General features: G+C 40.6%; 24 protein-coding genes. 9 read left to right on the plus strand and 15 right to left on the minus strand.

Annotated elements, in window-relative coordinates:
- Positions 1-302: 302 nt before the first annotated feature.
- The 9 genes from MTBBW1_RS13380 to MTBBW1_RS13425 all read right to left on the minus strand — a co-directional run bounded on the left by MTBBW1_RS13380 (position 303) and on the right by MTBBW1_RS13425 (position 9370).
- Entirely contained in the window at positions 303-695 is a 393-nt protein-coding gene (locus tag MTBBW1_RS13380) for a hypothetical protein (RefSeq protein WP_080804276.1), read from the minus strand.
- A gap of 383 nt (positions 696-1078) precedes the next feature.
- Positions 1079-1870, minus strand: coding sequence for a hypothetical protein (locus MTBBW1_RS13385; protein WP_080804277.1), 792 nt, complete (start codon positions 1868-1870; stop codon positions 1079-1081).
- A gap of 83 nt (positions 1871-1953) precedes the next feature.
- Entirely contained in the window at positions 1954-4872 is a 2919-nt protein-coding gene (locus MTBBW1_RS13390; RefSeq protein WP_080804278.1) for a CHC2 zinc finger domain-containing protein, read from the minus strand.
- Between the two features lie 6 nt (positions 4873-4878).
- Entirely contained in the window at positions 4879-5058 is a 180-nt protein-coding gene (locus MTBBW1_RS13395) for a hypothetical protein (RefSeq protein WP_080804279.1), read from the minus strand.
- 2 nt (positions 5059-5060) lie between these two features.
- A complete protein-coding gene (locus MTBBW1_RS30365; RefSeq protein WP_080804410.1) occupies positions 5061-5153 on the minus strand; it encodes a hypothetical protein in 93 nt (30 codons plus the stop codon).
- Positions 5141-5437: a hypothetical protein gene (locus MTBBW1_RS13405; RefSeq protein WP_080804280.1), complete on the minus strand. Its 297-nt coding sequence runs from the start codon at positions 5435-5437 to the stop codon at positions 5141-5143. The genes MTBBW1_RS30365 and MTBBW1_RS13405 overlap by 13 nt, the downstream gene beginning before the upstream one ends.
- Positions 5410-7038, minus strand: a complete 1629-nt coding sequence (locus MTBBW1_RS13410; protein ID WP_080804281.1) for a hypothetical protein — start codon at positions 7036-7038, stop codon at positions 5410-5412. The genes MTBBW1_RS13405 and MTBBW1_RS13410 overlap by 28 nt, the downstream gene beginning before the upstream one ends.
- A gap of 23 nt (positions 7039-7061) precedes the next feature.
- Positions 7062-8717, minus strand: coding sequence for a hypothetical protein (locus MTBBW1_RS13415; protein ID WP_080804282.1), 1656 nt, complete (start codon positions 8715-8717; stop codon positions 7062-7064).
- A 380-nt stretch (positions 8718-9097) separates the two neighbouring features.
- A complete protein-coding gene (locus tag MTBBW1_RS13425; RefSeq protein ID WP_080804284.1) occupies positions 9098-9370 on the minus strand; it encodes a helix-turn-helix domain-containing protein in 273 nt (90 codons plus the stop codon).
- A gap of 92 nt (positions 9371-9462) precedes the next feature.
- On the opposite strand from MTBBW1_RS13425, the gene MTBBW1_RS13430 reads away from it, so the two are divergent.
- The 3 genes from MTBBW1_RS13430 to MTBBW1_RS13440 all read left to right on the plus strand — a co-directional run bounded on the left by MTBBW1_RS13430 (position 9463) and on the right by MTBBW1_RS13440 (position 11616).
- Positions 9463-9837, plus strand: coding sequence for a helix-turn-helix domain-containing protein (locus tag MTBBW1_RS13430; protein WP_080804285.1), 375 nt, complete (start codon positions 9463-9465; stop codon positions 9835-9837).
- A 54-nt stretch (positions 9838-9891) separates the two neighbouring features.
- The gene (locus tag MTBBW1_RS13435; protein WP_080804286.1) at positions 9892-10506 is read left to right on the plus strand and encodes an Ada metal-binding domain-containing protein; all 615 of its coding nucleotides are present in this window, start codon (positions 9892-9894) and stop codon (positions 10504-10506) included.
- Between the two features lie 81 nt (positions 10507-10587).
- Positions 10588-11616, plus strand: coding sequence for a tyrosine-type recombinase/integrase (locus tag MTBBW1_RS13440; protein ID WP_080804287.1), 1029 nt, complete (start codon positions 10588-10590; stop codon positions 11614-11616).
- Between the two features lie 533 nt (positions 11617-12149).
- Here MTBBW1_RS13440 and MTBBW1_RS13445 read toward each other — a convergent pair.
- From MTBBW1_RS13445 to MTBBW1_RS13460, 4 genes are all read right to left on the minus strand, one after another.
- Complete coding sequence (locus MTBBW1_RS13445) at positions 12150-12449, minus strand: DUF2442 domain-containing protein (protein ID WP_080804288.1); 300 nt, start codon at positions 12447-12449, stop codon at positions 12150-12152.
- Entirely contained in the window at positions 12430-12657 is a 228-nt protein-coding gene (locus MTBBW1_RS13450; RefSeq protein WP_245809377.1) for a DUF4160 domain-containing protein, read from the minus strand. The genes MTBBW1_RS13445 and MTBBW1_RS13450 overlap by 20 nt, the downstream gene beginning before the upstream one ends.
- Positions 12650-12907 (minus strand): helix-turn-helix domain-containing protein, encoded by a 258-nt coding sequence (locus MTBBW1_RS13455; protein WP_080804290.1) that lies wholly within the window; start codon positions 12905-12907, stop codon positions 12650-12652. Before MTBBW1_RS13455 ends, MTBBW1_RS13450 begins: the two co-directional genes overlap by 8 nt.
- 173 nt (positions 12908-13080) lie before the next feature.
- On the minus strand, positions 13081-13419 hold the full coding sequence (locus MTBBW1_RS13460) for a hypothetical protein (RefSeq protein ID WP_080804291.1): 339 nt from the start codon (positions 13417-13419) through the stop codon (positions 13081-13083).
- 272 nt (positions 13420-13691) lie between these two features.
- Here MTBBW1_RS13460 and MTBBW1_RS13465 point away from each other — a divergent pair, with 272 nt between their 5' ends.
- From MTBBW1_RS13465 to MTBBW1_RS13480, 4 genes are all read left to right on the plus strand, one after another.
- Positions 13692-14111, plus strand: coding sequence for a VOC family protein (locus MTBBW1_RS13465; protein WP_080804292.1), 420 nt, complete (start codon positions 13692-13694; stop codon positions 14109-14111).
- A 384-nt stretch (positions 14112-14495) separates the two neighbouring features.
- On the plus strand, positions 14496-16781 hold the full coding sequence (gene mrcB, locus MTBBW1_RS13470; protein WP_080804293.1) for a penicillin-binding protein 1B: 2286 nt from the start codon (positions 14496-14498) through the stop codon (positions 16779-16781).
- Complete coding sequence (locus MTBBW1_RS13475) at positions 16781-17272, plus strand: tetratricopeptide repeat protein (protein ID WP_080804294.1); 492 nt, start codon at positions 16781-16783, stop codon at positions 17270-17272. The genes mrcB and MTBBW1_RS13475 overlap by 1 nt, the downstream gene beginning before the upstream one ends.
- A gap of 211 nt (positions 17273-17483) precedes the next feature.
- Entirely contained in the window at positions 17484-17828 is a 345-nt protein-coding gene (locus MTBBW1_RS13480) for a CHASE sensor domain-containing protein (RefSeq protein ID WP_186441278.1), read from the plus strand.
- A 146-nt stretch (positions 17829-17974) separates the two neighbouring features.
- On the opposite strand, the gene MTBBW1_RS13485 is transcribed toward MTBBW1_RS13480, so the two are convergent.
- Together MTBBW1_RS13485 and MTBBW1_RS13490 are read right to left on the minus strand one after the other, a co-directional pair.
- Positions 17975-18283, minus strand: a complete 309-nt coding sequence (locus tag MTBBW1_RS13485) for a nucleotidyltransferase domain-containing protein (protein ID WP_080804296.1) — start codon at positions 18281-18283, stop codon at positions 17975-17977.
- 295 nt (positions 18284-18578) lie between these two features.
- Positions 18579-19010, minus strand: a complete 432-nt coding sequence (locus MTBBW1_RS13490; RefSeq protein ID WP_080804297.1) for a pyrimidine dimer DNA glycosylase/endonuclease V — start codon at positions 19008-19010, stop codon at positions 18579-18581.
- Positions 19011-19282: 272 nt separating this feature from the next.
- Here MTBBW1_RS13490 and MTBBW1_RS13495 point away from each other — a divergent pair, with 272 nt between their 5' ends.
- Positions 19283-19474 (plus strand): hypothetical protein, encoded by a 192-nt coding sequence (locus tag MTBBW1_RS13495; protein ID WP_080804298.1) that lies wholly within the window; start codon positions 19283-19285, stop codon positions 19472-19474.
- Positions 19475-19909: 435 nt separating this feature from the next.
- Positions 19910-20116, plus strand: a complete 207-nt coding sequence (locus tag MTBBW1_RS13500) for a hypothetical protein (RefSeq protein ID WP_080804299.1) — start codon at positions 19910-19912, stop codon at positions 20114-20116.
- Positions 20117-20290 lie beyond the last annotated feature (174 nt).

The following is a 20290-nucleotide window of genomic DNA, read 5'->3' on the forward strand; positions in this document are numbered from 1 at the left end:
AAGTCCCTGCTCTATCAATGCTAATGGTTTGGGGGGTTGCTGTCAGGAACATTTTTTTACCTTTATTATATAGAGAAAGGTTTTATCTTATATATCAGGATAATCTTTACCTTATTATATAAGAGATGGTTTGATATCGGGTTTAAAGATAAAAAAAACCCTGTCCCTGATGGTTTCATGTGAGGTGTCATGAGGTGTCAAGCAAAAGACAGGGTTTTTTTTATAATACTGATCTTTTTTGGAGGTAAAAGAACAGATGGTGAAAAGCTGTGATATATAAATGGCGGTAGCTCTTCTAAAAATTACAGGCCGGAACCTGATCCGGAACCTGATCCGGAACCTGAGCCGGAAGCAACAGCTCCAATTGATGGACGTTTTGCCTGCATTGCTGAAACAGAAGCACCATAATTATCAAGAAATGTTGCAATGGTCAGGGTCAAATCCATCTCGTCAACGTCTTCAACCACACAGACAACTGAGTCGTTAACATCTTCAAAGATGAAAAGAGCCCGGGTTACAGGCCCATCTTTTTCAAGTGGGGTTCCTTTATAAACAACAGGGCCGATATTGGAGCCGTCTGAGGGTTTAATCCTGCCGTCACAGACCAAAGGCCATCTTTCATCCTTTGCGCCTTCTTCAAGTAGCATTGCTTCGGTTTTTGACTTTACCTGATAATTGAGTGTAAGTACTGGCATCTTGTTACTCCTTTCTTTGGATTAAAATGGGAAAAAATGCACATGGTGTCAACATTGTGATGGATTTATTCACACAGTGTAAATATTTGGATATAAAAGTTTACGTGGTGTGAATTTATGCACATGGTGTCAACATTTTGATTTTAAATATTACATGGTGTGAATAAATTCACGCTGTGTAATGTTTTTGATTGAAATTAATTACGCTGTGTGAATTTATGCACATTATGTAAATAAATCACTAAATAAATGCACATGGTGTGAATATAGCCACAAAATAGAAACGGTTGCAAGTATTTTTTTTGCAACCGTTTAAAATAACTGATTAAATTTTAAATTATTGATTAAAATTGACTTTAGAACGTTATTGATATCTATCCTTATTAATCTGCAAAAATCTCCATAATCACCTGCTGCAATGCCGGAGTCAATCCGTTATCATCATGATTCAAATATCTGCATCCTTTAAGCCTCTCTCTGATTCCTGCAACTGTTGCCGCCTGCTGATGATTATAAAAGCCTGCCTTTTCCTTTGTTAATACCGGGTGACACATATAACGAACGTCTTCAGGTGGGCAGGGTCTATATATATTATGGTAAACCATTTCAAATAAAACCTTTCCTTCAAAAACCGGATAACCGTAAACATAATCAAGATCATCAAGTTTTTTTGACTCATAATATTGTGGTGTGTGGGTTGAGAAGTTAAAAACAGGGTCAATGCCATTGTGCGCCAAAAGATCACGGGTATTCCACAAAAGCTGCTGCCAGGGTCTTGTGCCTCTTGTTTTGTAGTCTGCCATGTCGCAAAGTGGCTTTGTGTTGATAATGTCGTAAAGTTTTGTTGGTTTTAAAAGGTAAATGTCGTCATTCATCCAGATAAAACCGGTGTCTTCAAATGCTTGGACACAAATATCAAGTTTTGATGCGTTATTCTGTTCAGTGGTCAGGTCTGGGAAATCTTCGTGATAAATGAATTCTGTCCCTGGTATTTGCGGGTCAATCCTTCCCATTATATAAATATGGTGTGGTTCCGTGAGGTATCGCTTTAATGATCTGACTGAATAGTGTATCTCATTCCAGACTGCCTTGTTTGCTGCAAAGGGATAGATTACAGGGATAATATGGGTAATGTTGTTGTTTGCTGTTTTATATTCTGCTCTTTTTTCTGTCATGTTTTTTTTCTCCTTTAAGTGACACAATATGGATGCAAACAATTCAATGCGTTTACATCCATATTGTTTCATGTTTTTTATAATTAAATTGCTACGTTGCTTATTTCAAAAAGGTTTTGCCCTTTAATTCTTCTTGTTTGCTCTACGCTCCACCCAGCTGCTTCAATAACTGATATTTCATTCCTGATTCTGACTGAAAGGTGCCGAACTGATGAAAAGCGGTGCCTTAGATTATATTTTTTGGCTATAAGCTCAAATACCGATAAAAGTTGAGCTGTGGTAAGTTCAATTGTCAAATCTTCGGAAGGTGAATCTTCTTGATAATTGTGATGGTAGCCGCCAATTGCGCCTTGTGGTGCTGCAAGGTTTTTAATGTGATACTCGGAAAGCAATCCGTTTGCGCTCTCCTGTGCAAGAAGTTCAAGATATCTTACAATTATATTGGTTTCGGTCATGATTTCGCTGTTCTCCCTGTCCTGCTGGGTCAACCATTCTGATATTATTGTTGGTGTTGGCATGTGGTAAATGTTCCTTGCTTCAGGTGTCCATTTAAGAAAATCATCTGTGATAACAGCCAGGACTGCAAAATGTTCATTTAATCTTTTTTTGCAGTGGTTCGGGTGGCTCTTTTCCATGTAATTGTAAAATCTCTCTTTTTTCTGCTCAAAATTGGTTAAGATATGAGTTGCAAGTTTAAAAATACTTGAAAGGATAAGGTCACGCTTTGCTATGATCTCGGTTTCAACTGCAATGCTGCCCTTGTAATTGCTATTAAAATACTCCTTATCAAATGGAATGGTGATTGCTCTTTCAATTAGTTCTGGAAGCTCAAAGGACTCAATTGACGTTGTTATTATCTGGGTTACGGTCTTTTCATAGATATTGCTTGAATCTGTTCCGCTTTTTCTTTTTTGTCTTGTAATTCCCGTTGCGACGCAAAGAAGAAAGTCACGCCGGTCAGGTGTAATGTTGTGGATTTCAAGATTATCGCAGATAGTTACAGGATTAAGGGCTGCATCGGTGTAATCTGAAGCTGTGGAACCTACAGTTACAAAGTTTTGACCATACAAAAGAGCTGTAATCATACCTGCGGCTTCGGTTTTTCCGCTGCCCTGGTGACCGGTAAACTTATTGATGCCGTGAGCCTTTGCCATGTTGAGAAATATTGAGTTAATAATCAAAGATATGATATAAATTCGCCAGGCAATGTCACAGGCCATATTGTTGAAGAAAATGTTATAAAACTCTTGTAAACCCTGCTGCATCTCTTCATCTGTTAGATTCATGAGGTTTATTGGTCTTGTCTTGGGGCTTTTCTGCAAAAAGATTGCTGCATCATTGCAACCGTTCATTAATCTTTCAATTTTGCCCGAACTTATTCTTATTACTTCATTTTTCGGGCAGCATAGGTTATAGTAGATAGCAGGAGTGTTCAGATTCATGTGGTTATGGTCTGTGTGAATCCACCCTCTGTGTTCGGTGTGGCTTGACTTGTAATAACATTGAGCCTGAATACTCTCCCAGATAACTTTACTTTGCTTGTCGGCATAGTTTATCTGCCCCTCTGAAAGCTGGTACATGAGGGATTTAAAGGGAAGGTTTCCACCAACTTGATACTGGTTCCCCTGGTAGATAAACCATGCATCATCGTTTATAATGAAAAAGTTGCCGATATCTTCCAGACAAGCGTAAATTATCTGTCCCATTGTGTTGGCTGAATATTTTATTTCGTTTTCTTCAATGGTTTTGTGGTAAATGGTTAAGCATTCCTTAAGTGAAGGGCATATTGAAACGGGTCTGGTCAATCTGTTCAATATGCCCTTTCCCTTTTCATGATCTCCCTGAAGGTTCCCCTTTTCATGGTCTCCCTGAAGGTTCCCCTTTTCCTCTCTGATTGCTTCATCAATGTCATTAAAGTCAGGGTTTGGTTGTCTTGCTGTAACCTTTTGCATCCCGGGAGCTGCAAAGCGCCTTAAAACATCGGGAAGGGTACAGAGTTTAAATTTATGTTTTATTTTTAAAAGGGTTTTGTCTCCTGCTGCATCATTGTCGGGAATAAAACAAAAATCAGGCTGTTCTCCTTTTTCCGAACCGTCAGAACATAGAAAGGATGTAATAATATCCATCTGTTCCTGTGAAAGCGTTCCCCCGATTGCCCAGGCAATCAATCCGATTTTTTCAAGGGAAACCACGTCGTTTTCACCTTCAACAATATAAATGGTTTTCTTTTCTTGCTGGTTCCAGTGTGTTGTGTTCCTCTCTTCTGCTTTTGGTTCATTATTCCAGTTAAAAAAACAACTTCTGCTTCCTGTCTGCCATGTTTTATTTGTTGGCTTCCCGTCTCTATCAATTCCTTTGCCTTTAAGATGGATAACCTTTTGTCCTCTTCTGTCGTATGTTGGATAGATCACCTGATAGCGGAAATAATCATAAAGTCCGCCGCCGTTTTCATTTTGCTTTACAAGTCCGCTTTTGATCATCTCTTCAGGAGTAAAACCCAGGGTTTCAAGATGGTGGAAAAGACACCCGTCTGCATATCCAAGGTTTAATTTATCAGCTATGAGCCATGTAAAACTGCGATATGCAAGAAAAGCCTTGAATCCTGCCGAGGTTCTGGCTGTTTTGTGGTAATAATCTGCTGCAACTGTGAGAATATCCTTTATATTTGACTTACCTTTCTTTTTTCCCTGCTCCTGCTCCTGATTTGAAGCAAGTTTAATGGGCATGCCCTGTTGTGCTGCAAGGTCAACAATTGCCTCTTTAACCTGCAAGTTCTTCCTGAGCCGGTGAAGTTCAATAACATCTCCGCCCTGGTCACAAGAAAAGCATTTCCACATCTGTTTTGATGGAGTCATTCGGAAACAATCCTTGTGGCCGCACAAAGGGCAGGTTGTTGTTTTGCTGTCCTTACCTGCCTTCATAAGTTCAAAGCCGTTTCTGTTGAGATAGTCTTCAAGTTTCAGTGAGTTTTTAATGTTGTTGATGTTTTCGTTGTTTGTCATGGTTTTTTATTTCTCCTTTGCATCCAGTAGGTTTTTAACAAGTGCAATGCTCTGTTTTATGCCGTCAATGTAGCCTTCGTGGTAAATAGTTGAGTATTTGCTATACCAATAACTCCCTTTTTTTGTGAAAAGGTTTCGTTCTGCCCTTAATTCCGCAAGAAGTTGAATTAATTGTGTTCTGTTCATGGTCACTCCTTTTTATTTTTTAACTGGTTGATATTATTTTTTAACTGGCTGATATTATTTTTTAACTGGCTGATATTATTTTTTAACTGGCTGATATTATTTTTAACTGGTTAATCTCTTTAAGGTTTCTCTCTATCAAAATGTTTAATGGTGTTAAGTGGTGCATTGCTACAATGGAAGCGTTCAAGGTCTCTTCTTCTGTTCTGTATCTCCATCTTGCTTTTGCATCCCTTTGGCCGGTTAGTTTTTCGATTGTGGTTTCAATGTCGTCATATTTACTGATACGGTTTCTGATTCTTTGGGTTTCGGTTTGGGTTGTTGTTTCTGGTTCCGGTGTTTCTGGTTCCGGTGTTATGGTGTCGTTGTTGGTGGTATCCATTTGAGTTGCAGCTCCTCTATTTTTTGTGTGTTTAAATTCAAATCTTGTTCAAAAAGATAAACTATTAAGGATATTCGCTCTGATTTGCTGAAGCTGTGCTTTAAAACTCTGTACATGTCCGCCGGTGTCCACTTTACCGAATCTGATATATTAGGGCCTGCATTGGCTTGAATATTTGGAAATGTCGCGATAATCCGGTCAATATCCACTGTAGAGGGTAAAATATTGTCAATGTTGACTGTGGTTTCATCTTCATTTTGTACAATGCCGTCACTTAAACTATTGATTAGCTCCTGCACTGCTGGGTCAAGCATAGGTTCGATTGCATCATAAAAAGCTGTTTCGATATCTTTTAAAGCCTGGACGATCTCCTCTTTTTTGCTGATAATCGCCTGTTTTCTGTCCTCTTTTGCCGTTGATATGCTGTTTGTCTTTTCAAGTATGTAGGCGGTAATCTCTTCTTTCTTTTTTAAAAGTGCTTCTGTCAGAACAATAAAAATGATGTTTTTAATTTTACTCTCGATTTCACCCTTCAGGATAAAGGGAAGGTTTTCTTCAATACGGTTTAAAAGGTTTAGCTTGATATCATCCAAAGCCTTGTTGATATTGTTTAAATGCTGCTCCATTGCAGGGATATCAGGACAGTAAGCCATAAGATCAAAGCTAAAATGATTTTCCGGCATCTCTATATTAATAAGGTAGTCCTCTGTTACGATCGTTGGTGGGTCGGTGCGATACTGAGAAAAATCAAGAGCCATGGCATCAGGGGAAGGGATAAGTAAAAGGCTTTCAAGGTTTTGCCTTACAAACGTTGTGTTGACTGCTCTTTGCTGGGTTGCTGCTGTATTTATTTCGTTTTCGATTAAAACAATGGAGGTTGTCTTGTTTGTTTCAAGATTATCATTATAAAGATCAATCTCATTACAGGCCGCAATCATGGCGTTTTGCATTGCGTCAATGCTGCTATTGCAAAAAGACGCAAGGCTATTGATGTCACCTGTCAACAAGGTAAATTTATTATTAACAACAGTAATTTTGTTTTGAATTGCGGTTAAAAGATCATTCTGAAATGCGGCAAGGCTTTCATTGATGGCGTTTTTAGCTTCAGTGAGTCTGGTTTTTGTGTTCTCCACCATATCCTGAAGGGCTGTAAGGCTGTCAGGATAAAACAAATTGACGATATCGGAAGTTGTATCAAACAAAAAGGTTGAAACCCTGTTGACTACTCCCTGTACAATATCTTCAATACGATCTGTAAAAGGAATTTTGTTGATTACAAGCTCCACAAAGTCATTTGATGCAGTCAAAAGGCTGTCAATTCCACTTTCAACAAGTGCAATCAAATCATTCATCATTTCAAAGGCTTTCATCAATAATTCAGTCAGAAATTCACTGACTTTAAAGATGTTCTGCAAAATTTCTTGATTTTTTTGTTTGATAAAGGCCGTGATATCGTCTTTAAAGCGGTTAATTGCTTCGGAAGTTCTATATCTGAGCAACCACAAGATCATATTGGAAATAATAAGGCCGATAACAAAACGAAAAATCCATTTCCAAACGGGTTTTAAAAGGTTGCCTATTGCTGCAAGTGCTGAATACATATTTTTTTAAATTCTCCCTTTGTTTATGGTTCCAGTTGCAAAATTAGATCAACAATATCCGAGGTTGACACTTGAATATCTGTGGGAGCAAAAGCCAGAATGATTGCAAGGCGTTCTGTTCTGGAAAAGTTGTTGCAAAGAATCCTGTAAACATCCTGAATTTTAAAAGGGTTGATCAATGCCGGGTTTCTGCTGCCTCTTGTCCTGGTGTTTCTGCTTTTGTTCTGGACAATGCTCTTTTCTGTTGTTTCTGGTGCTGGTGGCGGTGTTTGCGGTGAAAAATCTTCAAAGGTATTCATGATGCTTTCAATTTCCTGTGCATTTGGCAAAAAGTCGGTAATGTTCACATCATCTGCGCTGATTTGCTCCCGTGCTGCTTCAATTGCATCCACAATTTTATCAAAATAGCGTTCAATTGATGGCGAAAGCAGGTTTGGCAAGTTGTTTAAAACCTGTAATTCTGCATCCTGTATTTTGTTAATGATTTCGTTTGCCTTGTCGTTGATTTTGCTTTCAATTTCGCCGGTGTGGGTTGTCATGCTGTTTTTCATGGTGCCAAAGTGCGCCATGATTGCATCTTTTTTGCGTATCAAAAGCTGGGTTACTGCAAGGACAAGCAAATCCTTTAATTCTCCGGTCAATTGAGAACGGAAAACATCAGGAAAATCATTTAAAAAACCGTTCTGGACAGTGACAGGCAAATTAAGGATATCGCTTTCAAGGGTCTGAAGCTGGGTTGATATCTGAATCAAACACGCTTCAAGCGGTGAAAAGTGAACTTCCCATGAAATCAAAGGCGGAAAGGATGGATTAAAGGAAAAAAGATCAGGTGAAATAATGCTTATTTTGTACTGATCATAATCAATATCAAGTGACGTGGTGGGAATTGGCATAATGCCGTCAATGCCGGATGAAGAAAGCAGTAAATCAGAAATATCATTAAATGTGCATTCACCCAGAGATAAACGGGTAATAATCTCATCAATTATATTTTGTGTGGTCTGGTTATGTGCATCAATTACAATGATCTGGTCATTTGCTGCGGTTTCAATGGCGTTAACGCCTTCATTATACCATGCAAAGGCGTTAACAATTGCGGTGATAAAGTTTTCAAGCTCCTGATTCCATGTGTTTTGGGCTGTTAACAAAGAATTGCGGATAAAATCATAAATTTGGTGTGCTTCCTGCGTGATTTTCTGATTGATATCAACAAAATGCCCGTTGATCTCTCCAAGTGTGGCTGAAATTTCCCCAGTTAAAAAAAGAAGTGGTGAAATAACAGTGTTAAGGGTTGCCTGGACACTGCTTTTAATGCTTGACACAATGCTTTTGATCAATGCATCAAGCCAGGCCGCAAACTGAATAAGAGACAAGATAATATTGAACTCTTCAGGCATCAGTGAGTTTAAAGCGCTTTCAACCTTTTCCTGAAGCCCTGTAAGCAACTCTTCAAATTTGCTGTAAATGTCGTTAACTGTGGCAAAAAGCCACCCTTCAACAAGATAAAGCACAGATAAAAAGCTCTGGTTCATGCTTTTTAACAGTTGCTTGACGATTTCGGATAACTCAACGATCAAAAACACAGCACAATTTGTAATGATAACAACAATGATTTTGGTTGAGACAAAGCGAAAGAAAACGCCTTTAAGCTTTTTGATAAATGTTGTGATGATATTCATGTTTTTTTGTTTTTCTTTTTCAGAATGATTTTGTTTTCAGAGTGATTTTCTTTTGATTTACAAGGTAAATTTCCGGTTAAGGCTGCAAACAAAAAAAAGCGTTTTAAAGCATTGTTTTAATTCCAAATACCGTTATGCTACGCCTGCCCGAGCGCCCCCGCCTGCCCGTGCCCGTGCCCGTGTGCGCCTGCCCGCGCCTGTGCATAATGCGCCCGCGCTCCTGCCCGTGCCTGTGTACACCTGCGCCCGCCCCCGCGCTCCCGCCCGCGCCTGTGCGCCTGCGCCCGTGCGCCTGCGCGGGCATAATGCGCAAGCGCGGAACAAAAAAATTTTGGTTTCACAATTTCGCGGTTCCACGTTTTCCCGTTTTCCCCAAGTTTTCATAACGGGTTTTGCCTGCCGTCTGTGAGCCACTTGTCAAGGTCGTCACGGTGAAAGCGTTTTGTGTTTGTGGTTTTTGTAACGCAAACAGGCAAAAGGCCACGGGAAACATAATTTTTCAAAGTTCGTGGATTTAGTTTTAAATAGGCTGCTGCCTCTTCAAGAGTGAACCAGGGGGTTTTAATGTTGATGGTCTCTTCGGTGAGGTTTCCTGTGATCTCTTCGGTGGGGTTTCCAGAAAAATCTGTACATGGTGTGAGGTTTTCGGTCATCTTGATTTGTATTCCTTCTGTTTTATGTTAAAGTAAATGCTGTCATGTGACGATACGTGAATATATTATGAAATAATTCATGTGAGGTGATTATGTCAATAGAAAATTCGCTTGATGCGAACAAAATTATCCAGAGGTTAAAGCAGGTGGTTAATGTAAAAACGAACTTTGAACTTGCTGAAATACTTGAAATCAAACCAAATACAATATCAAGTTGGAAAAAAAGAGGTAATCTTGACTTAAATAAAATAATCTCACTGTGTGAATATTATAAGGTGAGTGTTGACTGGCTTCTTTATGGAAAAACAGAGCAATGCATCAGTTCAACAACAGAAAGGCAGGATCCCACAGATAAAATTTTGCAGATGCTTGAAACAATGACAGAAGAGCAAAAGAGGGACGTGTTAAAATACGTTGAAAAGGAAAAACTCTTTGAAGAATTTATAAAAACCAGAAAAATTGCATAAAAAAAATGGTGGGAGCAATCCTGCCATTATTTTAAGGAGAAGAAAGGGGAAAAGATGAAAAAATTGGTGTTTTGCCTGGTCTGTTTTCTTTTTTTAGCAAACAATGAAATTCAGGCATCAAATATTTATCAAGGTAATGTCAGGACAATGACATACCATCAACCTGATTGCAGGCATTATGGTTGTAAAAGCTGTACAAAGTATTTTGATTCATGGGAAGAAGCGGAAAAAGAGGGTTTCAAACACTGCAAATTATGCATTGTTCCATATCCTCCGCCGCCTACGCCTGTTTATATCCCTCCTCCGCCGCCTCCTCCACCTCCGGAGAATTTGGAAGAAGTTATATTACGCCTTCTCACAAAATTTTTAGGTCTAATTGTTGCTCAATTAATTGTTTTTGCTCTTTATAACTGCTTTCTTGAAAAGGATATGGATTTTCTTGAAAGATGGAAACGTTTTCAGGGCTGGCTCTTTGCAAAAAGCACGAAAACCCAGTTAAAAAATAAAATCACAAGGTCAACCTCTGAAGCTGAAAAACTTCTACAAGCTTCCAAAGTCAAAAGATTCTTCCTTTATTTATGGTATGGCACAAGGGATTTATTGTTTCGCCTCAATCAGTTTGCCGGATGTTTTGTTAATTTTGTTCTTCTCTTCTTTTTTTTACGTTAGCCTGGAATGATGGACGATTTGTTGTGAAATATGGATGGGATTGGTTGAAAAACGCAATTTGACAGGGGAAAAGAGGGGAAAATGGCGACAATCTACAAAAGGGGAAAGTTTTGGTGGGTTGCATATAAGGACAGAAACGGAAGAAGGATTCAGGAAAGCACAAAGTTAGGTGATAAAGCCGCTGCAATGTGCATAAAAAAACATTATGATGCTGTGGAAAAATCCTATGCCTTGACAGGGACACCTTTACAAAGGGCAATAAAATTTAGCGATTGCTTTAATGAATATATCAATTTGAGAAAATTAAGAAGGGCACATAAAACAATCACAAATGATAAACTGGCATTTAAAAGTTTTTCTGATTTTATGGGGAATCGGGATATTTTTATAAATGAAGTCTCCAAAGATCAAATTGAACGGTGGTACAACTATTTATTGAAAGAAAAAGCTGCTGCCACTGCAAATTGCCGGTTACGACATCTCAATACATTTTTTAATACTGCATTGAAAAAACAATATATTGTTACGTCTCCATGCTGCAATATTGCCAAAACACGCGACAATATAAGCAAAATCCGAACGTTAACACGGGAAGAGGTTCAAACATTGCTGGAATGTATGCCGGAAACATGGCAGGATTTAACAAAACTTGCCCTTTATACCGGTGTAAGAGCAAGTGAGGTGTGCAGATTGGAAAAAAAAGATATTGATTTTGATCTACAGGCTATAACGGTTACCAGTACGCCGGATAATCCAACAAAATCAAGAAAATTTCGGAATGTTCCGCTTCCTGCTGCATCTATTGTTTTTTTTCAGTCATTATTGAAAAAGTATGACGGGAAAATGCTGCTCCTTAATAATAAGGGAAATCCCTGGAAAAAAGATTGGGTAGCACATGGTTTCAAGAAATATTCAGTTTTATCCGGTGTCAATTGCGTTTTTCACGATCTCAGGCGAACATATGGAGCATGGTTGATCATAAACGGGTGTGATTTGGTTACAGTGCAGGAAAATTTAGGGCATAGTGATATTACAGTGACAAGAAATCATTACATTCATTTGATGATGGATTATAAAAAGTCCCAGGTGGACAAACTGCCGGAAATATAGAGTGCTGTCTTTAAAAAAAATGTAGTGAAAATGTAGTAAATTTAAGTGTTATTAAGTGCTTTTATATTACATTGTGTGCATTGTTTTTGTGTAAATGATTGATTTTATTAGATGCTGTATTTTGTGTAGATGCCTCAAAATCCTCCGCTGGCAACAGTGTGCGAGTTCAAGTCTCGCCTCCGGCACCATAATAAAATCAAGGGTTTAGAGAAAATATACGTAATTCTCTAAGCCCTTTCCTTATTAATAGGAACCAAACGCTTTTTATTGTCTTTGGTCATTTCTATTTCCAGGGTTATGAATCCGGAATGAAGATCCACGTATCCCATTTTAATGTCAAAATTTCATATAGCCTCATTCCTGTATTATATCCCATGATAAATATTGGCTTGAGGTGTCTGGGCAGGAGTTCGAAATATCTGATTTTCCCCTGCTTCTTGGCTTTTTTAAAATCAAAGCGACAAATGCAATTGTGATTGTCCATTTTTTACCTTTTATTACATAAGGGATATTCCTGACGTGTTGCCATAAAATCACCTGTTACGAGATTCAAGCCACTTTTTAAATGAGGGTTGACTTTCCCCAGACGGCAAACCAGACAAGACAGCAGAGACGCTAATATCCTCATCAATACTTGACCAATGGATGCCATAACCGCCACCAATTAAACGCCAGTTATTTCTTTCTTCTTCTGTAGCATACTGCAAACGTGGATACCAGGCAAGAGGTGCGCTTATTGTTCGACCGTCACTTAATTCAATTGTAAGCGTGTCCTCAGTCACAGTAACACTGTATGCATCAGCCTCTTTATTCTTAACCGCTAAAGTAGTCATTCCATGCCTCCATGATTTCAATCTGATGATCCTGGACAATAGATAAAATTATTCTTATTTCAGGTCTGTTGAATCCTCCGCTATTTTGAAGCCGGACAGGATCAACCCAGATCTTTGCAAGGTTGTTTTCTTTTTCAACATGAACGTGGATTGGTTCCCCTCCGTCACTTGAATAAAAAAAGAATCTATACGCTCCTATTCTAAGCACCGTTGGGATTTTGTCCCCCCTGTTCCGGTTCGTCTATTCTATTCATTAAATCATCAAAACCGCAATCAAAATACCTGCAAAGTTTTTCCAGAACGTCAGCATTAGGTGCGACTTTTCCCGTTGATATTCTAGATAAGGTAGTCTTGCTTATCCCTGTTACTTGAGGCACATTTTCATAAGTAATCTTTACCATGTTATCTTTCTTTACTTTTCTATCCATAATTTCTTTTAATCTGTAATAGATTGCCATGTTTGCACCAATATTGCCTTTATATTTAAAAAAGTATCTTTACCTTTTTTTACTCTTGACAAGTCTTTTTTATTTTCGCTACTATTATTACATTATTTATTTTGTTGACAATATCTTTAATAACAAAACCCGAGGTGAAAAATGTCTGAAAAACAATGGAGAGCGTACAAACGTCAAGAGCAGGTCAGCAGGATGAAGCGGTTCCTTTCCATTGACCGTAAAGATACTTTATCGGCAATAGTTGTTATAAACATCGCCAAAGAATCCTGGAAAATTTGAAGATCACTATAAATTTTATGCTCTTCGATCCAAGTCCGGGTCCAAGCTATCGCAAACAGAAGGTCAAAATAAATTTGAGGGTATTTATTTTTGTCATACCAACGTTGTCTTGCCAAACGCTCCAGTGTTTTTTCAAGCATGGTCAAGCAACGAAAAAAATTGCTCAATATATCGGCATTCACATCAGCTTTTGTTTGATCTTTATCTTGAAATTTGTCTTCTGTGACCTTCATTTTACCTCCAAATTACCAGTTGATTTTAAAATCTAATTTGGAGATAATAGGCATTTATTTCAAAATGTTAAGTGAGGTCAACACTTATAGACTTATCCGCTAATTTATACAAAACATTCCCCTCCCCCACCCCACCTTTATTACCCATTCCAGCCTGACTCAACCACAACTGCTCAATCAATAAGAAATTGACAACTCAACGGACTTTTGGCATCCTTTTGATGACGCCAGAGGCATCGGCATTGCTATCAATTTTAAATGGAAAGGCAAATATGAAATTTCTACATACAATGGTAAGGGTGAAAGACCTTGATGAGTCAATTGATTTTTTCACAAACAAACTTGGCCTGATTGAAACAAAGCGAAAGGATTATGAAGAGGGACGGTTCACCCTTCTCTATCTTGCAACAGCACCTGGAGAACCTGAAGTAGAACTCACCTACAACTGGGACCAGGAGAGCGCTTATAGCGAAGGGCGAAATTTTGGCCATTTAGCATTCAGTGTCGAAAACATTTACGATTACTGTCAAATGCTAATTGATAAAGGTGTTACCATTTTAAGACCACCCAGGGACGGGCATATGGCGTTTATCCGTACCCCGGATCAGATTTCCATTGAACTCCTGCAAGAGGGAGAAACATTGCCTATCCAGGAGCCATGGGCATCCATGGAAAACAAAGGGACGTGGTAGAAAGCGATCATCAATACCGAAAGTCCTCTGTAAAATTAGGCTTGAGCACTGGCCAATTCTCTTAACATCGCCACGGTTCGCCTGGGCATGGACTTGGGACTGGCGTCGGTAGCAAATACACTCAAAATCGACACCTATGATCTTGTAAGCCTTGCCAACACTGTCTGAATCAGGATTCCCAAGATTAACAGGATAAGGCAGGATTATCTATCCTGAGCATCCTATCCATCCTGGTTATCCTGGTTCAGACAACTGCAATAACTTCGGAAAAAGCAATAAAATGTCGATTTTGAGAATACAAATAATGACTATCGACTGGGCCGTTTTCGACTTTTTACAAGGGCATCATATTTGGTTCCGGCTTCTCCATGTTGGAAAGGACATATGAAAAAGATACTTTTACTTCTGCTACTGGCCGGGGCTGCTTTGCTCTTCGGATATGCCCAACATTTCAACCTGATGGTAGCGGAAAAGTTCCAGGGACGCCCCTGGGAACTGCCGGCCAGGGTTTATGCCAGACCCCTGGAAATTTACCAGGGACTGGCCATTGCTCCTGAGATGCTGGAAAAAGAACTGAAGCTCATGGGGTACCAAAAATCGGGTACGGGCCAGGCCCTGTCAAATCCGGGCAGCTATAGCCGCAGAGGAGGGGTATTTCACCTCTTTTGCCGTCCATTCGATTTCGGAGATGAGGAACTGCCCGGCCGCCGCATCCGGGTAACCATAACCAACGATTGGGTAACTGAAGTGAGACCTCAGGACAGTTTTTTTGACAAAGACCTAATGCGGTTGGACCCTGTATTGATGGGTAATTTTTACCCGTCTTCCATGGAAGACCGGGTACTGGTCTCACTGGAGCAAACGCCGGATCTACTGGGCAAAACCATTGTGGCGGTGGAGGATCGGAATTTCTATGCCCACTACGGAGTTGATTTCAAAGGTATCTTCAGGGCCATTTTGGTGAACCTGAAAAACCGGCAGTTTTCCCAGGGAGCATCTACCCTGACCCAGCAATTGGCAAAAAATTTTTTCCTCAGTCGGGAAAAAAAACTGATCCGGAAAATCAAAGAAACATTTATGGCCTCTGCCCTGGAACGAAACTTTTCCAAAGATGAAATTCTGGAAGCCTATATGAACGAGGTTTACCTGGGCCAGGATGGAAAGCGGGCCATTCACGGATTTGGTCTGGCAGCCAACTTTTATTTTGGAAAGGCTCCGGCCAGCTTGGAAATCCACGAGATTGCCCTGCTGGTGGGGATGCTCAAAGGGCCTTCTGCCTATAACCCCCGTGCCCATCCGGATAAGGCCCTGTTGCGCAGAAACACAGTGCTGGCCGTGATGAAAGACCAGGAACTGATCTCCGAAAGTGCCATGGAAAAAGCCAGTAGAACTCCCTTAGGAGTGGTGGCCAAACCTCTCCAGGGCCATAACCCGTTTCCTTTTTATCTGGATCTGGTCAAACGGGAACTTTTAAAAGAATACAGGGAAAAAGACCTGAAAACCATGGGGCTCAGGATTTTTACAGCCCTGGATCCCCAGGTACAGTTGGCGGCTGAGAATGGCGTTGCCGGGTTCATGGAGGGGCGCAACAGCTCCCTGGAATTTGGCATTGTGGTCTCTGCCGTCTCCACCAACGAGATCCAGGCGATGGTGGGGGGACGGAATTTCCGGTACCAGGGATTCAACCGGGCCCTGGATGCCCGTCGGCCCATCGGCTCCCTGGTCAAACCGGCGGTTTTCCTGACCGCTCTGGATCGGCCGGATCAATACACCATGATCTCCAAGCTCAGCGATCGATCCCTCCGGGTTACAAACCCTGACGGCAGCATCTGGCAGCCCCAAAATTATGACAAAAAATCCCGCAACAGCGTGCCGCTCTGGAAAGCACTGGCCAATTCTCTTAACATCGCCACGGTTCGACTGGGCATGGACTTGGGATTGGCATCGGTAGCAACTACCCTGGAAAAGATGGGATTTGCCCCGGAAAAGCCTTTGTTACCCTCCATGCTCCTGGGCAGTCTGGAGAAAACCCCGGTGGAGGTGGCCCAAGCCTATCATACCCTGGCGTCTGGCGGATTTTATACCCCAGCCCGTGCCATCCGAGCGATTTATACCCCGGAGAGGGAGACCCTTCAGAGATATCCTTTAAAAATTGAACAGCGTCTGCCACCGGGGCCGGTATTTCTGACAACAAAGATGCTCCAGACTGTTGTCACGGCAGGAACGGGCAGGAAACTGGAAAAATGGCTCCCACGAGACCTGGCCATTGCCGGAAAGACAGGCACGACAAATGACCTGAGGGATTCCTGGTTTGCCGGATTTTCAGCAAATAGACTGGCCGTCGTCTGGATCGGACGGGATGATAATCAGCCCACCGGGCTCACCGGCAGTACCGGTGCCCTCCAGGTGTTTGGGCGACTCATGGCAGACCTTTCCAATACGGCACTGGATCCGGCTGCACCCGATAGCATTGAATGGGGGGTGATTGATCCCGAAACCGGCAGGCTCACAGATGCCAACTGCCCCGGAGCCCTGGCTGTACCCTTTATCACGGGGTCCAAACCCGATGATTTTGCGCCATGCCAAAAGCCGATCAAGAAGGAATCCAACGCTGATCAGAAAAAACAAAAGCCCAAGTATCTCATTGACTGGCTCAAGGAGGTGTTTTAATGAAGCGGATCCATACTCTTTTCTCATATCTCATACTGTTTGTACTGTTGCTGACCTTGTCATCCTGCGCAGACCATCGGGTGGCCTCCATCCCGACCGACACCCGTTTTCCGCCGGAGCAACTGCCCCAAATCGGCACCCCGACACCCAAGATGCCTGATAAGACACCATATCTCCCCAAAAGGCCAAAGGCCGTGGATACCATGATCACAAAGGCAAAGAAAGAACTTGACAGGAAACTGCCCGAAGCGGCCTTCCAGACCCTTGAACGGGCCCTGTCAATTGACGGGCAAGATCCCATGATCTGGCACCTTATGGCCAAGGCAAGAGAGATGCAGGGCGAATTTCACCAGGCAGAATCCCTGGCCCGCAAATCCAATTCACTGGTTAGGTCAAACCCCCGGTTGACAAAAAAAAACTGGCTCCTGATCGCAGATGTCCTGGAGAAACAGGGCTATATCCAGGAGGCTGAGGCAGCCCGTTTAAAATGACCTGTTGGCCGCTGTCTTCCTGATCACCTGAATTGTCTCATAGATATCAGAACCTCTTTCAGGCGTTGTTCATCGTTCGGAAACAGAATTTTATATGAAAGTCTCAATAAATAGCTGTTTTTAAAACGACTTTCATCTCTTCGATTGTGGCGGGCATCCGCCATGTACGTTATTAAAAAGTTAAGGCTCTTACAACTGACGAATGGGAAAAATGAAATTTAAAAATCATTCAATACGAATTAAGCTGGTGATTCTGCTTGGGGTCAGTGCAACGATGGCGATCCTTATCACTTCGCTGATAATGGGGCCGTACATAGCTTACACCAAAAAAGAGGAGTCCCTTAAAGAGCTTGAGCAACTGTCACTTATAAGCAGTGAAAACCTGCGGGCGGCTGTTGCGTTTATGGATCAGCAGAGTGCAGACAAGATGCTTTCCCACCTCAGTAAAGACAAGACCATCGTATGTGCGCTTATTTTTGATCAAAACAATGCTATTTTCAGCTCTTATTTTGCAGTACCGCAAAACTCACTCATAAACATTGTTTTTAAAAGTTAATCCAAAATTTGGCATGTATTGTGTTCAGTTTAACATGTTCAAAATTCAATGTTTTTTGAGATGCAAATCATATGCCGAATTTGGCTGTATATGGGTAAAAAAGTGAGTTTTGCGGTACTGCGATTTAATGCTCATCACCCGATATCTTATATGTCTATCCTTTGACCGTGCTGCAATATCTCATACGCCACGGGATTATTAATATTAAAATCTTTTTCTCTGAAAGGGTGTGGTTCAATTCTGCTGTCTATTTTACGACGAAGCCTCATGAGTTCCAGTTGAATATTTATAGGGTTGTCAAAATCTTTGAGGATGACGGCAATATCAATATCACTCTCATCATGATAAGTGCCTTTGGCATATGAACCAAACATGAAAATATCTTTACAGTCATAATTTGTACTGATAACAGAGGCATACTCATTGGCAACTTTTATAGCATCGCTTTTATCCATTGGCGCAACTCCATAATTCTATTTATCCATGTTTCAGTATATTCCTGGGTGCATAAATTGTAAAATTCTTTTTTGTAATTGTCATACCTTGCATTGATGTTAAATGATATGATTGCCCCCTGTGTCAGGGTAATTTGTCACCTCAACTGAAAATCACCCAAGGGGACATCCTTGAAGTTCAGGGACTTCGGCAATATATGCTTAATCTTCCTGGCGCCAATATAAGGTGATTTGATATTTGGGTTTCAATGTGGAAATTGGACATTGTTCGGGTAAGATCAACAGCATTGTTTACTCAGGTAACTTCCCACGGTTCAACATTACCTCTGATTTTGGCAAATTGGGGATGCACCTCAATTTCTTCGATTTCACTGCTCAGGCGGAGATATAGTTCGTGGGAACGCTGTTTTAATTTGTTAAGCAGATGAGTAAACTCATATTCCACCTGTTTGTCTGTAACAGCAATTCTGCCGCCGCATCTCTCATTGACAATCTTGTCTCTGTTGAAATTGTAGCCTCTTTTATCTGCTTCATCAGCTACATGTCGCAGATAATCGGCTACTGAGCCAACAGGATTTGCCGTTGACTTAAACCTTGTTAATTGAGGATGATTTTTGTAACCGGAAGTATCTCCTTGTAAAACCTTCTGAGCCAAAAGAGCCTCCCGCCACAACCCCACCAATCCTTTGGCATCGAGATATTGCGGATGTATTGACCATAATCTCATATTTATCTTTAACTCCTATTAGCAAATTTGGGTGCATGATCTATTTGACTTGACTTTGACGCTTTGCGTTATTATGATTGCTATCAGTCAATGGTTGAATTGACAATAACAAGCCTTGCAATGGCACATTACTCTTCAGTTGCAGGTTAGTTACCGGAGCAGGGCAATTCCATAAAAATGATGAAGAAAAATATGGAATTTAATTTGTGACGGTGGTTATTTGGCCTGTCGCCATCTGCGACTGACGAGCACATTTTTGAAAGGAGTATGCTATGTTTATTCAAAGTTGCATCATTAAGGCTTTTGGATTATGTCGTCTGGTTCGCTTTGGAAATGAATCATGGGCAGTGATGGCTTTTGCCCCATATAATGAATTTTTTCCAGGCATTTTCCTCAAAGATTCCGAAAGTGAAACCGAACATGAAATTGGCTTTGATTTCAGCAACAGACTCAGCGTTATTTAATACTACTGAAAACCTGTAAAAAAATCATGTATTTTATCAGCCACTCTGATTTATGCAAATGAAGAGGAGAATTTTTATGTAAAAAATGCCATGTTTCAATATTAAACAGAGAATCTATTAATATTAAACATGTCATAAACGGTCATGGCTGCCATCCAGCCACCCCTGAATATGGAAAAATTTATCCATTTCCAGGGTAACATAACAACAATGATGATGCATCAGAAATGACAATGCAAAATAGAACCGGAGAGTATTGAAACATAATACTTTCCGGTTTTTTTATGTTATGTTACACCAAAGAATCCAGATTAGTTACACCTAAAAATCATAGCCAGAAAAACCCAGATCAAACACATTTGAACGGAAACTGTCACAATTATTTGGCAATATCTTCTGATGATTTAACAAAAAAATAGCCACAAGGAATAGATTATGGAGTTTATTTTTTCATGTCCTGAAACAGGAAAAACCTTTTCAACTGAAGCATTTTCCGTTATGGATGGTTATAAGGTTGTCACAGAGAATAATGGAACAAAAAGACTTGAAGCAACTGTTGAACTCCATAATCCTTGCCCTTTTTGTGGACAGCTCCACAGTTATTCAGCAGATGAAATGATCTGTCCATATGGCTCCATATAGCATCAAAGAGGATACCCGCCACAATCGAACAGATCAAAGCCCCTTTATTAAACAGTCCGTTAAAGAGACTTTCATATTAAACGGGCATGATTGCGTATCAATCACCCCCAAATATAAAAATGATAGTCATTTTCACGGTAAACGGACATGATTGCGTATCAATCACCCCCAAAC

Origin of the sequence: Desulfamplus magnetovallimortis (assembly GCF_900170035.1) — a bacterium.
Classification (GTDB): Bacteria; Desulfobacterota; Desulfobacteria; order Desulfobacterales; family Desulfobacteraceae; genus Desulfamplus; species Desulfamplus magnetovallimortis.

Excerpts from the sequence above, each read along its gene's own strand:
- MTBBW1_RS13385 (WP_080804277.1), bottom strand. The coding sequence starts at position 1,870 with ATGACAGAAAAAAGAGCAGAATATAAAACAGCAAACAACAACATTACC.
- MTBBW1_RS13485 (WP_080804296.1), bottom strand. The coding sequence starts at position 18,283 with ATGGATAAAAGCGATGCTATAAAAGTTGCCAATGAGTATGCCTCTGTT.
- MTBBW1_RS13425 (WP_080804284.1), bottom strand. The coding sequence starts at position 9,370 with ATGACCGAAAACCTCACACCATGTACAGATTTTTCTGGAAACCCCACC.
- MTBBW1_RS13455 (WP_080804290.1), bottom strand. The coding sequence starts at position 12,907 with ATGGCAATCTATTACAGATTAAAAGAAATTATGGATAGAAAAGTAAAG.
- MTBBW1_RS13380 (WP_080804276.1), bottom strand. The coding sequence starts at position 695 with ATGCCAGTACTTACACTCAATTATCAGGTAAAGTCAAAAACCGAAGCA.
- MTBBW1_RS13460 (WP_080804291.1), bottom strand. The coding sequence starts at position 13,419 with ATGAAGGTCACAGAAGACAAATTTCAAGATAAAGATCAAACAAAAGCT.
- MTBBW1_RS13395 (WP_080804279.1), bottom strand. The coding sequence starts at position 5,058 with ATGAACAGAACACAATTAATTCAACTTCTTGCGGAATTAAGGGCAGAA.
- MTBBW1_RS13480 (WP_186441278.1), top strand. The coding sequence starts at position 17,484 with ATGAAATTTAAAAATCATTCAATACGAATTAAGCTGGTGATTCTGCTT.
- MTBBW1_RS13500 (WP_080804299.1), top strand. The coding sequence starts at position 19,910 with ATGGAGTTTATTTTTTCATGTCCTGAAACAGGAAAAACCTTTTCAACT.
- MTBBW1_RS13465 (WP_080804292.1), top strand. The coding sequence starts at position 13,692 with ATGAAATTTCTACATACAATGGTAAGGGTGAAAGACCTTGATGAGTCA.
- MTBBW1_RS13415 (WP_080804282.1), bottom strand. The coding sequence starts at position 8,717 with ATGAATATCATCACAACATTTATCAAAAAGCTTAAAGGCGTTTTCTTT.
- MTBBW1_RS13405 (WP_080804280.1), bottom strand. The coding sequence starts at position 5,437 with ATGGATACCACCAACAACGACACCATAACACCGGAACCAGAAACACCG.
- mrcB (WP_080804293.1), top strand. The coding sequence starts at position 14,496 with ATGAAAAAGATACTTTTACTTCTGCTACTGGCCGGGGCTGCTTTGCTC.
- MTBBW1_RS13435 (WP_080804286.1), top strand. The coding sequence starts at position 9,892 with ATGAAAAAATTGGTGTTTTGCCTGGTCTGTTTTCTTTTTTTAGCAAAC.
- MTBBW1_RS13490 (WP_080804297.1), bottom strand. The coding sequence starts at position 19,010 with ATGAGATTATGGTCAATACATCCGCAATATCTCGATGCCAAAGGATTG.
- MTBBW1_RS13445 (WP_080804288.1), bottom strand. The coding sequence starts at position 12,449 with ATGACTACTTTAGCGGTTAAGAATAAAGAGGCTGATGCATACAGTGTT.
- MTBBW1_RS13390 (WP_080804278.1), bottom strand. The coding sequence starts at position 4,872 with ATGACAAACAACGAAAACATCAACAACATTAAAAACTCACTGAAACTT.
- MTBBW1_RS13475 (WP_080804294.1), top strand. The coding sequence starts at position 16,781 with ATGAAGCGGATCCATACTCTTTTCTCATATCTCATACTGTTTGTACTG.
- MTBBW1_RS13410 (WP_080804281.1), bottom strand. The coding sequence starts at position 7,038 with ATGTATTCAGCACTTGCAGCAATAGGCAACCTTTTAAAACCCGTTTGG.
- MTBBW1_RS13430 (WP_080804285.1), top strand. The coding sequence starts at position 9,463 with ATGTCAATAGAAAATTCGCTTGATGCGAACAAAATTATCCAGAGGTTA.
- MTBBW1_RS13440 (WP_080804287.1), top strand. The coding sequence starts at position 10,588 with ATGGCGACAATCTACAAAAGGGGAAAGTTTTGGTGGGTTGCATATAAG.
- MTBBW1_RS13495 (WP_080804298.1), top strand. The coding sequence starts at position 19,283 with ATGTTTATTCAAAGTTGCATCATTAAGGCTTTTGGATTATGTCGTCTG.